The organism is Photobacterium leiognathi, assembly GCF_030685535.1.
GTDB lineage: Bacteria > Pseudomonadota > Gammaproteobacteria > Enterobacterales > Vibrionaceae > Photobacterium > Photobacterium leiognathi.
Map to the genome: position 1 here is coordinate 1,267,635 of NZ_CP131601.1, position 15,090 is coordinate 1,282,724.

11 protein-coding genes are annotated in these 15,090 nt (G+C 40.4%); 6 read left to right on the forward strand and 5 right to left on the reverse strand.

Annotation, left to right across the window (positions count from 1 at the left end; all coding sequences use genetic code 11):
- Window positions 1-48: 48 nt before the first annotated feature.
- Both mfd and Q7674_RS12975 read right to left on the reverse strand, forming a co-directional pair.
- On the reverse strand, window positions 49-3,510 hold the full coding sequence (gene mfd, locus Q7674_RS12970) for a transcription-repair coupling factor (protein WP_305423932.1): 3,462 nt from the start codon (window positions 3,508-3,510) through the stop codon (window positions 49-51).
- A complete protein-coding gene (locus Q7674_RS12975; protein WP_008986772.1) occupies window positions 3,503-4,087 on the reverse strand; it encodes a PilZ domain-containing protein in 585 nt (194 codons plus the stop codon). Before Q7674_RS12975 ends, mfd begins: the two co-directional genes overlap by 8 nt.
- A gap of 255 nt (window positions 4,088-4,342) precedes the next feature.
- Here Q7674_RS12975 and lolC point away from each other — a divergent pair, with 255 nt between their 5' ends.
- From lolC to Q7674_RS13000, 5 genes are all read left to right on the forward strand, one after another.
- The gene (gene lolC / locus Q7674_RS12980; RefSeq protein WP_043128950.1) at window positions 4,343-5,548 is read left to right on the forward strand and encodes a lipoprotein-releasing ABC transporter permease subunit LolC; all 1,206 of its coding nucleotides are present in this window, start codon (window positions 4,343-4,345) and stop codon (window positions 5,546-5,548) included.
- Window positions 5,541-6,233, forward strand: a complete 693-nt coding sequence (gene lolD / locus Q7674_RS12985; RefSeq protein ID WP_023932731.1) for a lipoprotein-releasing ABC transporter ATP-binding protein LolD — start codon at window positions 5,541-5,543, stop codon at window positions 6,231-6,233. Before lolC ends, lolD begins: the two co-directional genes overlap by 8 nt.
- Window positions 6,233-7,480, forward strand: coding sequence for a lipoprotein-releasing ABC transporter permease subunit LolE (gene lolE, locus Q7674_RS12990; RefSeq protein ID WP_045063025.1), 1,248 nt, complete (start codon window positions 6,233-6,235; stop codon window positions 7,478-7,480). Before lolD ends, lolE begins: the two co-directional genes overlap by 1 nt.
- A gap of 284 nt (window positions 7,481-7,764) precedes the next feature.
- Complete coding sequence (locus tag Q7674_RS12995) at window positions 7,765-8,316, forward strand: outer membrane beta-barrel protein (RefSeq protein ID WP_008986776.1); 552 nt, start codon at window positions 7,765-7,767, stop codon at window positions 8,314-8,316.
- A gap of 650 nt (window positions 8,317-8,966) precedes the next feature.
- Window positions 8,967-9,533, forward strand: coding sequence for an outer membrane beta-barrel protein (locus Q7674_RS13000; protein WP_008986777.1), 567 nt, complete (start codon window positions 8,967-8,969; stop codon window positions 9,531-9,533).
- A gap of 419 nt (window positions 9,534-9,952) precedes the next feature.
- Here Q7674_RS13000 and Q7674_RS13005 read toward each other — a convergent pair whose 3' ends face one another.
- The 3 genes from Q7674_RS13005 to Q7674_RS13015 form a co-directional block, all read right to left on the reverse strand.
- Window positions 9,953-10,621, reverse strand: a complete 669-nt coding sequence (locus tag Q7674_RS13005) for a DedA family protein (protein WP_305423934.1) — start codon at window positions 10,619-10,621, stop codon at window positions 9,953-9,955.
- Between the two features lie 582 nt (window positions 10,622-11,203).
- Window positions 11,204-11,764: an HdeD family acid-resistance protein gene (locus Q7674_RS13010; RefSeq protein ID WP_045063027.1), complete on the reverse strand. Its 561-nt coding sequence runs from the start codon at window positions 11,762-11,764 to the stop codon at window positions 11,204-11,206.
- 288 nt (window positions 11,765-12,052) lie between these two features.
- Window positions 12,053-12,580, reverse strand: coding sequence for a DUF2062 domain-containing protein (locus Q7674_RS13015; RefSeq protein WP_008986780.1), 528 nt, complete (start codon window positions 12,578-12,580; stop codon window positions 12,053-12,055).
- 31 nt (window positions 12,581-12,611) lie between these two features.
- Here Q7674_RS13015 and Q7674_RS13020 point away from each other — a divergent pair, with 31 nt between their 5' ends.
- Window positions 12,612-14,930, forward strand: a complete 2,319-nt coding sequence (locus tag Q7674_RS13020; RefSeq protein WP_305423936.1) for a DNA internalization-related competence protein ComEC/Rec2 — start codon at window positions 12,612-12,614, stop codon at window positions 14,928-14,930.
- The last annotated feature ends 160 nt before the right edge of the window (window positions 14,931-15,090 follow it).

A 15,090-nucleotide genomic window follows, 5' to 3' on the forward strand; every position in this document is an offset into this window, starting at 1 on the left:
TGAAAAGTACTGACCCCGCGAGATCAGTACTTTCTGGTTGTTACTTAGTTACAGCATGTTTTGACGAAATTGCTCAAGCAGATCTTCAAGGAATTTAATGCGTTTCTTGCGATCTAATTGTTCAGCCAAAATCTTCAGTTTGGTTGGTCCTTCCATTCTAAAGATATTTGGTTGGGTCTGAAGTAAACCGACTAAGAATGTTGGGTTAATTGCTGCATTTTGATCAAATTCAAAATAGCCGCCTTTTTCACCATTCTCAATTTTCTTAATACCAATGGTAGCTGCTTTCAGTTTTACACGATTTACTGTTAATAAGTTCGCAGCTGCATCTGGTAACAAGCCAAAGCGATCGATTAATTCCACTTTGATTTCGTCTAATTCGTTATCGTCTTTGGCACTTGCGATGCGCTTATAAAGTGATAAACGGGTATTAATGTCAGGAATGTAGTCATCAGGCAACAGTGCAGGAATACGCAGTTCCACTTCAGTTTGCTGCTTAAGTAAGTCATCCAATGATGGCTCTTTACCTTCTTTTAGTGCTTCAACCGCTTGCTCTAGCATTTCCATAAATAGGCTGAAACCTACTGATTGGATTTGACCACTTTGCTCATCACCCAATAGCTCACCTGCACCACGAATTTCTAAATCGTGGGTTGCAAGGGTAAAGCCAGCACCCAGATCTTCAAGTGAAGAAATTGCTTCTAAACGTTTAACCGCATCTTTGGTCATACGTTTAGGATGTGGTGTTAATAGGTAAGCATAGGCTTGGTGATGGGAGCGACCAACTCGACCACGTAGCTGGTGAAGCTGCGCTAAACCAAGGTTATCGGCACGATCCATAATAATGGTATTGGCTGTTGGAACATCGATACTGGTTTCAATAATCGTGGTACAAACCAATACGTTGAAACGCTGGTGGTAGAAATCACCCATGATTTTTTCAAGTTCACGTTCTCGCATTTGACCATGGGCAAAAGTCACTCGAGCTTCTGGGATCAGCTTCGCCAGATCTTCGGTCGTTTTCTCAATAGTATCGACTTCGTTATGAAGGAAGTAGACCTGACCACCACGACTAATTTCACGGAGTACTGCTTCACGGATCACGGCATCTTCTGATTGGCGAACGAAGGTTTTGATCGCTAAACGACGAGCAGGAGGCGTCGCGATAATTGATAGATCACGCATACCGCTCATTGCCATATTCAACGTACGAGGAATTGGCGTCGCAGTTAGGGTTAAGATATCGACATTGGCACGGATCGCTTTGATTTTCTCTTTCTGACGAACACCAAAACGGTGCTCTTCATCGACAATCAATAGACCTAAATCGTGATAGTTAACACTGCTATTAAGTAGCTTATGGGTACCGATCAGAATATCAACTTTGCCTTCTTCAACATCGGCTAATATTTGCTTTTGCTCTTTCGCCGTTTTAAAGCGAGAAAGCACTTCAACACGAATTGGTGTGTTAGCGAAACGGTCACGGAAGTTTTCGAAGTGCTGTTGGGCAAGCAGGGTCGTTGGTACTAATACGGTGACTTGCTTGTTGTTATCTACCGCAACAAAGGCAGCACGCATAGCAACTTCTGTTTTACCAAAGCCAACATCACCACAGACTAAGCGATCCATCACTTTGGTTTGGCACATATCTGATAATACGGCGTTGATAGCTAAAGCTTGATCATAGGTCTCTTCATAAGGGAAACCTGCACTGAACTCAGCGTAAGCTTCGCGATCAAGGGTGAATTTAAAGCCTGGTTTTAGTTCACGTTTAGCATAAACATCCAGTAATTCAGCTGCGACATCACGAACTTTTTCAGCGGCTTTCTTACGTGCCTTGGCCCATGTTTCACCACCCAGTTTATGGATTGGTGCTGTTTCTTCAGCACCGCCTGAGTAACGGCTAATTAAATGCAATGAGGCTACAGGTACGTACAGTTTTGCGCCACCTTGGTATTCAAGGGTAACGTATTCTGTTTTTATCCCGCCAGCTTCAAGGGTTTGTAAACCTTGATAGCGACCAATACCGTGATCGATATGAACGACTGGTTGACCAATTTGCAGTTCAGCAAGGTTGCGAATAATGGTATCGGCGTTAACGGTGGTTTTTTTATCATCACGACGTCGGCGTTGAACAATACGCTCGCCTAACAGATCACTTTCACATAAGAAAGCAACGCTTGGTTTATCAAGAATGAAGCCGTTTTCCGCAGGGCCGATCACCAAGCTATGTTTTGTTGGGTTATCTAGCGCCTCATCTAATGTTTTGCAGACCAGTGGACGCACTTTAATACGAGCGAGAAGATCTAATAAGGCTTCACGTCGACCTTCAGAAGCAACCGAGAAAATGACTTTACCTTGGAACTGCTCATCAAAACGGCGTAACTCAGCAAAAGGTTCTTTTAGCTGGTGGTTGATAGTGATGCTTGGCACAGGTTCTAATTGCGGATTAAAACGTCCTGCTTTGTCATCATCAACGGTTTCTGGTTGGATGCGAACACGAGGTAAGGTTTTGAAGCCTGCAAACATTTCGTCTTTAGTTAGCCATAGCTCTTTAGGCTCAAGTAATGGACGAAGAGGATCAACACGACGCTGATCGTAGCGGTAATCAGCATCAGCAAGGAAGGTATCGACAGCTGGCTCTAGTTCACCTAAGGTCACTAGCAGTGCATTGTCTGGTAGGTAATCGAATAAGGTTTCTGTTTTATCGAAAAACAGCGGTTGCCAGTACTCTATACCTGCAGGCCAAGTACGTTTGCTGACTTGTTGGTAAATAGATTCAGGTTCACGACGGGCTTCAAAACGTTCACGCCAACGCATACGGAAATTTTCTACCGCAATGTCATCGGTTGGGAATTCATGTGCTGGCAGTAGATTAATACTGTCAATTTCACAGGTTGAACGCTGGTTATCAGGATCAAATTGGCGAATGGAATCCACTTCATCATCGAAGAAGTCGATACGATAAGGTGACTGGCTACCCATTGGGAATAGATCGAGCAATGAGCCGCGACTTGCATACTCACCATGTTCCATTACTTGATCAACATGGCGATAACCGGATACTTCAAGTTGTAAACGTAGTTTTTCCAGCGACATACGATCGTCTTTTTTCACCATTAGTGCATGTTGGTGAATAAATTCGCTCGGTGTTAGACGCTGTAGCAGGGTGCTAATAGGGACTAAAATAATGCCAGTTTTTTGTGTTGGCATTTTATATAGGCGTGCTAAACGCTCAGAGATAATGTCTTGGTGCGGTGAGAAGTTATCGTAAGGCAGCGTTTCCCAATCAGGAAAGACGTTAACATCGACATCGCAGAATTGGCTAATTTCGGGTTGTAGTTTTAGTGCTGTTTGGGTATCAGGTACAACCGCAAGAATAGGACCGTTATGCGATGCTGCAATCTCAGCAAAAGAGAGCGCGAGTGCAGCGCCTTTGATATTACCAATGTAGCGGTTATCCCCAGCCTTATTTGGCAAAGGTATCGAAAGTAAATGTTTGTTATTCATCGTTATTATTTAGTTGTCGTTGTTGAGCGCGTTGGCGTAGGAGCTTTTGCTGGCTATATAAGGCTGCGCGGATCAGTAAATCTCGATCATCTTCCAATAAACGGGTATAGCGCAGTTTGACGATAAATTTATCGTTGCTAGCAAGGCTTTCAATGACTTCAGCGTAGCAATAAATCGCCGCCGCTGGGTAGTCTAAAAACAGTTTTACTCTAACATTATCGCCAATGTGATAAGGCTCTGAACTGGTAAAACTTAGGTTGCTTGCACCAAAGGTTAACGTAGTAAAGCGGTGAGCTGGATCATCTTGTTGTGAAAGTACATAAGATAAGAGGAGATTGATTTTACTATTTTGTGCCGCAAGGTAATCCATTAGCGCTTGTGTTTCATTCTTATTGAAACTCGCAAATAAGCGGTCGGCATTATCCTCAAGGTTTGAACATTCACTGGCTATACGAAATAGCGGCGGAATTTCACTTTGAAAATCGTGCTCGTTTGGGATGCTCTCATCTTTTGCTAACGATTCAACGTTAATGGTTAGCCCTAGTTGGACTGAAAAATACTCATCTTGTTGTGTCATAACGCACTCACTGTGAATCAATCCTATTGATCAAACTTATAATAAGTGTTGATGATATAACGTACAGTAACACTATATTCAGCTTGATTTTATTGAACTGATTATTACTTAGCAGCTAGTTGTGAGCAAGTAAACTCGGCTGAGTGTTGATCATTTAGTCACTGAATTTACATTACATTTACCATGTTAGATGGTAATTAATGGTGTGAACGAGTATTCTTGAGCAACCCAATAAAGGAGTGGTTTCTCTATCCTATGTTTCATCCAGTTTCTTTTTTCATCGGCTTGCGTTATTTGCGTGGTCGATCGGGCGATCGTTTTAGTCGCTTCGTCTCTTATATGTCTACCGCAGGTATTACCATTGGCGTAATGGCGCTTATTACTGTTATGTCAGTGATGAATGGTTTTGAAGACCAATTAAAAGGTCGAATTTTAGGCGTATTACCGCAAGCTGTTGTATCAAGTGCTGATGGACGTGTACCGCTATCAGAGAACGCACCTGAAGTATTAAAAAAATTACCTCATGTCGTAAATGTAACCGCTATTACCCGTGGTGAAGCAATCATTCAAAGTGCGAGCTCTATTACGGCTGGCACTATGATTGGTATTGAACCTAACCAATATGAGCCAATTGCTAAACATCTAATGGTGGGGAGCTTATCGTCACTAACACCGGGCAGTTTTAAAGTGATTATTGGTCAAGCTATGGCGGTATCTCTTGGGGTACAGCCAGGGGATAAAATTCGCTTAATGGTAACCAGTGCGAGCCAATTCACGCCGCTTGGCCGTATGCCTAGCCAACGTAATTTTGAAGTGGCTGGTATTTATGACACTGGTTCTGATGTTGATCAGCAATTGGTATACACAAACATTTCGGATGCAGGCCGATTGCTGCGTTATAAACTCGATCAAATGACTGGTTGGCGCTTATACCTTGATGATCCGTTCACCGTTCCTGAACTGAAAGATAAATTACCTAATGGTTGGACATGGTCTGACTGGCGCGATCAACGTGGTGAGCTTTTCCAAGCAGTTAAGATGGAAAAGAACATGATGGGTTTAATGCTAGGTCTGATCATTGGTGTGGCAGCATTTAATATTATCTCTGCTTTAGTCATGGTGGTGATGGAGAAGCAATCTGAAGTCGCTATTTTGAAAACACAAGGGATGACACATCGCCAAGTGTTAACGATCTTTATGGTTCAAGGTGCAAGTAGTGGTGTAATTGGGGCACTACTCGGTGGCTTGTTAGGTGCATTAGTGGCACATAATTTAAATAGCATTCTTTCTGTATTAGGTGTTGATTTGGCATCGATTGGTGGCACGTTGCCATCGGTGATTGAACCATTACAAATTCTATTGGTTATTTTAGGGGCTATTAGCTTGAGCTTATTAGCGACTGTTTTTCCTTCTTATCGTGCGGCCGCTGTCCGTCCTGCTGAGGCTCTTCGTTATGAATAATGCGTTGTTATCTTGTCATCAACTTTGTAAGACCTATAAAGAAGGGCAGTTTGAGACAGAAGTTTTAAAACAAGTGAATTTAGACATTGCTGATAATGAGTTAGTGGCAATTGTGGGTTCATCAGGTTCTGGTAAAAGTACGTTACTGCATATTTTAGGTGCGTTGGATGAACCAAGCGATGGTGAAGTTTTCTTTAAAGGACAGCGTTTAGATACGTTAAGTGCGAATAAACAAGCGAAGATCCGTAACCAAGAGATAGGTTTTGTATATCAGTTTCACCACCTACTTGCAGATTTTACGGCGGTTGAAAATGTGGCAATGCCACTGTTAATTGCTGGTGTGCATGTTGGTGAAGCTCGAACTCGCGCGCAAGATATGCTTTCGATGGTGGGATTAAGTCATCGCCATGATCACCGTCCATCAGAATTAAGTGGTGGTGAGCGTCAACGTGTTGCTATTGCACGTGCTTTAGTGAATAACCCATCAATTGTACTTGCGGATGAACCAACGGGTAATCTGGATCATAAAACGGCACTAGAGATTTATGATTTGATGCGTAAATTGAATGCTGAATCAGGTACGGCATTTTTAGTGGTTACTCACGATAGTGAATTAGCAGGTAAGCTTGATCGCTGTATGCATATGCAAGATGGCGTGTTATCACAAGTTGTGGTGGAGGCTTAATGTTTCGCCCACTCTCTTTATATATAGGTAGCCGTTTTAATCGTTCTAAAAAACGTAACCGTATGGTGTCATTTATTTCAATGTCATCCATGTTAGGGATTGCTGTAGGTGTTGCGGTGATCATTGTTGGTTTATCGGCAATGAACGGTTTTGAACGTGAATTGGAAACACGTGTGCTATCGGTGATCCCACATGGTGAATTGCAAGCTGTTGAACCACCATTGAATGATTGGCAGCCGTTAGTTAAGCAAATTGAAAAGCATCCGGATGTGACGGCGGCAGCGCCTTATGTGGAATTTACGGCATTGCTTGAAAAAGGCACCAAACTTAAAGCGGTTGGTGTACGTGGCGTTAACCCGAAAGAGCAACTAAAAGTCAGTGAATTACCGCGTTATGTGCAAAATAATGCGTGGAGTAAATTTAGCGCAGGTAAAAAAGAGGTGATTTTAGGTCAAGGCGTGGCACAAAAGCTTGATCTAAAAGTAGGGGATTGGGTAACAGCTATGATCCCTAACTCTGATCCTGAAATGAATAAACTTCGTGCTCCACATCGTATTCGTTTGCAGGTAGCAGGTATTCTTGCGTTAGGCGGCGAAATCGATCATAAATTAGCGATTGTTCCACTGGCGGATGCACAAAAATACATGGATATGGGAAGCGGTGTTTCTGGTATTCAAATTAATGTTGATAAAGTGCTTGAAGCTCAACGTATTGTTAAAGAAGTGGGTAATACTCTGCCTGTTTACGTGTACCTGAAAAGTTGGACACAGCAATACGGTTATATGTACCGTGATATTCAGTTGGTTCGCACAATCATGTATCTCGTAATGGTGCTGGTTATCGGCGTTGCATGTTTTAATATCGTTTCTACATTGATGATGGCAGTCAAAGATCGTGCTTCTGATATCGCAATTTTACGTACTATGGGCGCAAGTGATCGTTTAGTGAAATCTATCTTCATTTGGCATGGTGTATTATCCGGGGTACTGGGTAGTGTAATGGGCTCGATTATGGGCTGTTTATTGGCCGTGAACTTAACTCACATTGTTCGTGTGATTGAAAAGATCATTGGGCATCACTTTTTGTCGGGTGATATCTACTTCATCGACTTCCTGCCAACACAATTAGCTTATAAAGATGTGTTAATTGTATCAATCACAGCTATCGTATTAAGTTTAATCGCAACTTGGTATCCAGCGCGTAGAGCAAGTAATTTGCAGCCAGCGCGTGTGTTAAGCGCAAAGTAACAGCTCAATATCATTGTTATGAACGGAGTCTTTTTAAGGCTCCGTTTTTTTATGTCTTTATTTGCTAAGTCTATATTTCTGGATATACAAATCTATTAGTATTTTTAAAGTGAATACTGTGATCGTAATTCATATTTAAATGGAATTATTTAGTCTGTTTTATAGATTGTGCTAGTTTTCCTGTCACAGCTTGTTGAGTTTATTGTGAGTAATAGTGTTTTTTTACTACCAATTAGTTCAATAAGTAATTTCTAGGGATGACGTTGACAATTTAGGAACAAAAAATGAAAAAGAATGCACTTAGCCTACTTGTAGCACTATCAGTTTTAGCACCTGTTGCAGCGCAAGCTGCGGTTCAATTACCTGAAGGTACACAAGAAATTGGTGTTTATGGTACAGCTAAATTAGGTAGCGGTTGGGATCTAAACCTAACAGGTTCTTATGGTTACTTTGTGCAAGATAATTGGGAAGTGGGTGGTACAACTTCGATTCATGCACAAGATGCAAATGATGCGTTTACTGGTAAATTAGGTGTGTTTACTGAGTACAACTTCGTAAACTCAACAAACTGGGTTCCTTATGTTGGTGCTGCAACACAGCTTGCAGGTCTAACTTATAACGAAAAAGATGGTTCTGAAGGTAACATTGGTAAAGATGGTAGCTCTTGGGCACTTAACGTGAAGTTAGCTGCGGGTGTTAAATACTTTATTAATCCAAATGTGGCGTTGACAAGTGAAGTGAACTACAACATTGCAACTGATGATATTGAGTTCTCAGGCGATAAAGCGAAAGATAGCTTAACGAATATCGTATTTGGTACACGTTTCTACTTCTAAACGAAGTGGAATCAAGTGTAAAAGGCCCGCTTCGTGCGGGTCTTTTTGTATTACGATAAAGCTATTTAGCTAAGTTTAAGGAAATTAAAGGTTTTATGGTTTGAATATGGCTTCTGTGATGTATAAAAACAGCGTAAGAATAGAGTAAATACGAACTGTGAAGCGGTTATTTGCTTATCACTTTTCGTAATGTTCTTTAATTAGTGTTTCATTCTACTGTTTTTAAATAAGATAAAATAAAACCATATTAAATAGCTGGTCATTTTTGATGAATTTACGGCTGTTTTGGTTTTAATTTAAGCTTCAATATAAAAAAGTCCCTCTGTTTTGTATTTTTTTGTGAATTTTATTTTTAGTTTATTTTTCACTGCGTTCTTTTATTTATCTATTTGGTTGTTTTTTGTGCTTTTAAGATATTGTTCAACTGAAAAATTGAACTTTTTTACTTATAAATTGTGAATGGTGTTCATTTGGGAATTAATTAAGTTGTTTCATTTAACAGACATGAAACTGCGTGCTAATTTTGTCGCCACTGATTTATGGATACAAGTTGTTGTTATACGGATTGTTACTTCTCTTTAAGTAACTAAGTAAAGGAACTGCATTTAAGTAGACAACTTGTTTAAAAGTAAAAACAATTAGGAAATATAATGAAAAAGAATGCACTAAGCCTTCTAGTGGCTCTATCTGTTCTAGCTCCTGTAGCAGCACAAGCAGCAGTTCAACTTCCAGCTGGTACTCAAGAGATCGGTGTTCAAGGTAACGCTAAACTAGGTAGCGGTTGGCATGCAGATCTTAACGGTACTTACGGTACTTTCGTAAAAGACAACTGGGAAGTGGGTGGTACTGCTACTGTTCGCGCACAAGATAAAGATGACGCAATCAGCGCTCAACTAGGTGCATTCACAGAGTACAACTTTGTTAACTCTACTAACTGGGTACCTTACGTTGGTGCAGCAGCTGAACTTGGCGCACTAAGCTACGATAACAAAAATGGCGGCGACATCGATGCTGGCGATAAGGGCGACAACAACTGGGCTCTTAACGTTAAATTAGCTGCTGGTGTTAAGTACTTTATTAACCCTAACGTTGCTATCACATCTGAAGTTAACTACAACATCGCTACAGATGACATCTTCTCAAGCGACGGTTACTCTAGCCAGAAAGCTAAAGACAGCCTAACAAACATCGTATTTGGTACTCGTTTCTACTTCTAAGTTTAAACAGTATTACGATGTAATAAAAACCCGCCATGTGCGGGTTTTTTTACGTCTAAATTCCACAGAAGACTAGCGTTCATACATGGAAGCTTCACATTTAAGTAGATGGGTTCGTCGCTATGTACAGCGACTTTGTTATTTAATGACAAATAATATATCGAGAGAACGTGAAGTTTATACCCAAGCGATTTCAAGATGCCTGATTAAGAGCGAGGTCACTGAATTGAATTCAATGTAGAACCACTATATCTACGAATCGTTGCCGCGCTTGAGAACTAAGGTCGTCTCGCTGAACACTGCATCTTGAAGTTACTCGGGTATAAAGCTTTATGTCGATATGAAGCTGATAAAAAAAGAGCCTGCCTCACACAATAGTGATAAAGCAGGCTCTATTTATACGGTGTATTGAAACTGTATTAATATAATGCGTTACGTTTTTTAACGCGCTTTATAATCCAGCTACTTGAAAGGCTAACAATTGCAATGGCTAGAGTAACAAACGGTGCAACCATTAAAATCATAGTTGCTACTTTGGCGATTTTTTCAGGTAGTAACGTTAATAAATATCCCAAACCTGTTAGTAGTAACACCCAAGCAGTCGCACTTAGCCAAGCAAAACGGAAAAAGTGAGACTGACTTTTAATACGGAAGCCCATCATCAAAGGTAATAAAGGACGTACCACAGGAATAAAACGTGCGGTAAATAGGGCAATTACACCATGGCGGATCAGCAAGTTATCGACAGTTTGCATCCTGTGCGGTGGCACCATATTCACCCAGCCTTTAACTTTTGGTAAATGATCCAGCCAGCGACCTTGTAAGTAAGCTAACCAACTACCAATGGCTGATGCCACAATCAGTAAGAAGACCACTAATTTAAAATCAATGATCCCCATTGCACCTAATGTACCAGCCAAGATCACGATGCTATCGCAAGGTAGCGGTGCTGCTAGTGAAAATGCACTTTCTAACCAGATAACAAATGTCACGCAGACATAAATCATCACCATGCTTTCTGGGTTTTGTAATGCGACAAAATCTTGGTGCCAGAGCGCAGAAAAAATAGATACAAATGAATCAAGCATCTATGTGTCCTTGTAAATAAAGTAGAAAAATGAATTGGTTTGATGTTATGAAAACAGCAAATTCCGGCTATGTGTAAAACGAAATTGAAAATTGGCGAGAGATAAAAGGTTCTTTCGTTTTAAACACGATTTTTCTATAGGTACCAGAGTGAAAGATAAAAAGACATTACTCTTTTGCTGTAACAAAGCAAGAAAATGTTCACACTCGTGATACAAGGGAGCTAGTTTAATCGTCGGTGAGGAAAAACGGTAGCGTTGGGGAGTCGTTAACAGCCCAAGATCTGCATTATGTGAGATTGACGATGATTCAAGATAACTATGGCTATCAATGTATTCAATATTTGCTGAAACATTATGACTAAAGAAAGCACTGCATAGCAATAATGTAAGAATGTATAGCAGTTGAGAACAGCGCATTTTATCTCTAACCAAGCCAAGGTAATTCACGCATATTAGTACTGAAATCACATTGAAAAGCAAATGATTAGTTGTGTATAAATATTGCGGGAAAGGTGTTTTTTGAGTGTAAAAAAGCCTCAACATTCCAATGTTGAGGCAATAGGCTAGTTTATGTTTTTATTTTTACATGTTTCGAATAACTTTCTTCATTTGTGTACCAATGAAAATGAAGCTGAAACCTTCAAATAGTAATGATACGCCGACGAAAATACCTAATAGAGACATTGAGAATTCAGGGTTATTCATCAAACTAAAGAAGTAGATACCAATAGCTGTTGAGATCAAGCCACTAAAAACAATCCAACGCCAACCAGCGAGATGTTTACGGCTATTAAAGCCAAATAACATACGGGTTACGCCGTTGAAAATCATGGTCGCAATCATTAATACCGTAATAGTCACTAAGCCAATAAAAGGCTGACCTAGAATAAACAGACCACCGATTAAGTAAAATAGTGCACTGATCACATACCAGGTTTTGGTTTTCCAATCTGGGATACTAAATGTGTGGTAAACCTGAACTAAACCGATAACAAGGAAGATGGTGCCCACAATTGTCGTAATTGTCATCCCTGCTGCAATAGGCAAGCTGATAGCGAAAACCCCGGCTAATGCCACGATAACCCCTACAATGACGAACCATTTCCAGCCCCTGTTAAGCATAGAACTTACTGGATTTTCCATAACGTATTCCTTAAACGCAAAAGTATAAATGAAGATGTTTTGTCTAATACTAGACCTAATTATTTGATTGGCTAGTAAATTTTTACTGATAATTAGCAATTTAAGTTTCTGAATACAAAACGTTTTAAAATACGGTCATGAAGAGTTAGATCTTGAAGTCATAGTAAAAATGATTGAAAGATAGAATTGAATATTACCTATGGCTGTTTTTCGGATCTAAAAAAAGTAAGCGGACACAAAAAAGCCTCACATCATTGGAGGCTTTTTGAGTATTTATAGCTGTAGATACTATGAACGGGCTGAGCCGATTCTAATTTTACGTTTATTCCAGCTGCGAACAACGGAGTAGCGCCATAGGCCACGAATACCAAAGTAGCCAATAAGGGCAGATACCACGCTACAAATAAAACAACCGAGTAAAAATGGAGGACCAATTTGGCTCATTTGGTTTAAAAGAAAGTCCCATGATAGCTCGAAGTGGAAACCCACATTAGGGCTGTTTAGTACCCAAGCACCAAGTTTATATGCGCCATAAAATAGCACAGGCATGGTAACTGGGTTACTTACCCATACCAAAGCGACGGAGAGGGGAAGGTTTACACCAAAGAGAATAGCCAAGCCTGCCGCCATAATCATTTGACTAGGAAGCGGAACGAAAGCCATGAATAAGCCAACGGCAAATGCGCCAGATGCAGAGCGGCGATTTAAACACCATAAGTTCGGGTTATAAAGCACATTACCAAAGATCTTAAGGGCTTTTTGGCGCTTAATCACTTCGTGGCTTGGTAAGAACTTTTTAATAAGATGTCTAGGCATAATCAGTATTTAATCAAATGGCGATAACAGCATGTTACAAATAGCATTAGGTATCGCAATAGGTTTTCATACACTGCTTGTGTTATCTGTTATTCCACCTTACTGGTGGTATATGACAGGGATAATAGTCAGTGTTGTTATTTATTATTATTGTCGAAACCATTTTTTATTTTGGTTTTCAATAAGTGCTTTCTTAGCGGCATTAAGTGCCGAACAATATCTTAAAAAGGTTGATGACGTTCCGCTAAATCGGACAAATCTTACCATAAATGTCCGAGTTAGTGCGGTATTAAATGAAAATATACCGAATACGTATTTTGAGGCAGTGGTTATTGATGCACATTCACCTTCAAATCGTGCGGGTCTCAGTTTATCTTCTTCCCATCACTTACTTATCTTGTGGCATGATGCTCCGGTATTAAAGCAAGGTCAGATCTGGCAATTACCCGTTAAATTGAGCCGTATTGTTGGCAGGATCAATCAAGCAGGATTTGATGCAGAACGGCACGCAGTAAGTCGAAACATTCATGGACGAGCAGTCGTGCGAGTAAGCGGATCTAACATTCCTGTTCTTATTTCTAACTATATAACATGGCGACAGCAGCTATTTGATCGGGTTACTCAACTAACCAACAACATGCCTTATCAAGCGTATTTATTAGCGTTGGCTTTTGGTGAGCGAAGTGGATTAGATAAAGACGATTGGGTAAAGCTACGAGACAGCGGTACGGCACACCTGTTAGCTATATCAGGCTTACACATCGCATTAGCCATGTTGTTAGGATGGGTTATAGGCGTAAAGTTAAAGTTATTGTTACCGCAAAAAACGCTATTTATTTGGACTCCTATGATCACGGGTTTAACTGTTGCATTGATTTATGCATGGTTAGCAGGGTTAACTATTCCGACAATTCGAGCATTATTTATGTGCTTGATTATCGCTAGCTTAAAAACGACAGGAGCATATTGGCGGCATTGGCAAGTATTATTGGTGACTCTATCATTGAGTTTATTGCTTGCTCCGTTTGCCATTTATAGCGCTTCTTTCTGGTTGTCTTTCTATGCCGTTGCTGTCTTGGTGTTATTTAGTGTAGGACAAAGGTATTTTCCTTTGGCAAAAATACCGCATCGTACGCTATCAACCACACACCTACATGATTCATTTCTTCAATTGGTTAAAATTCAATGTTGGCTGTTAGTGCTGATGTTACCTATTCAATGGCTCTGGTTTGGTGGCATTTCATTTGCGGCGCCTGTCGCCAATCTTTTTGCGGTTCCTTGGGTTAGCTTTATTACTGTCCCTTTTGTTTTAATGGCAGTGATGACCCTGTGGTTGCCTGTTTTATCGGGCATTTTATGGCAATGTGCTAATTGGTCACTGTTTCCCATTGTCGAGGGGATCGCGTGGTTGGAAGGGGCATGGTACGGATTATCAACGTCATACCAGCCTTTATTATGGAGTGTTATTGTTATCGTATTAGGCGCAACATTATTACCCATCAAACGTTTTAAATGGCTCTATCTCTCGATACTTTTTCTATCTGTAATGGGGATTTTAAAACCCAGCAAAAAGCCATTACAGTGGCAGATAATGGTGCTCGATGTTGGTCATGGCTTGGCTGTAATAATTCACAAAGCTGGACGAGCGATACTTTATGATACTGGTAATCGTTGGCAAGAAAATGTGGTCGCAGAAAGTACAATTTTACCCGTATTGGAAAATATAGGGATCAAACAATTGGACTACTTGGTGATCAGTCATGATGATAGTGATCATGCTGGAGGAAAAACACTCATTTCTGAAAAATTCTCTCCGCAATATAGATATAGCAGTAATTACAATGATGCAGGCTACTTACCTTGTATTAAAGGGCAAACATGGAACTGGCAAGGACTGAGGTTTACTGTGCAATGGCCGATGCAACAGGTAAGTCGAGCACGAAATCCACATTCATGTGTGGTACGCGTGCAGACAGAAAATCAGCAAGGACCATCGTTGTTATTAACTGGGGATATTGATGCGATAGCTGAGTTGATGTTAGTTAAATATACACCAAGGCTAACGGCTGACATTGTTTTAGTCCCGCATCATGGTAGTAAGACATCTTCTACCAATACATTTCTGGATCACGTTAAACCATCATTAGCATTGGTTTCAACCGGCTGGATATTTAATTCATGGAATTTGCCTTCGAAAACCGTCAAAGAGCGATATCAGCAGCGAAATATTCAATGGTTATCAACCGGTAGAGTAGGGCAGATAACGATTAATGTTGATGATGAAAGTTATCAGGTACGTACACAGCGTAGTATGACTGCAACGCAATGGTACCGTCCGAAATGGCTATAGCAGATGTTTTCTTAGTCACGCTGTTGAGTTAAGCAATAATATTGAATGATTAATTGTCTTTTTTTTAAGCAAAAGACAATTTTTTCAAAAGGATGAGTGACAAATTTGGTTGAGAGCCCAGTTAGGGGTAGAATATAAAAACTGTATTAGAAATAAATTG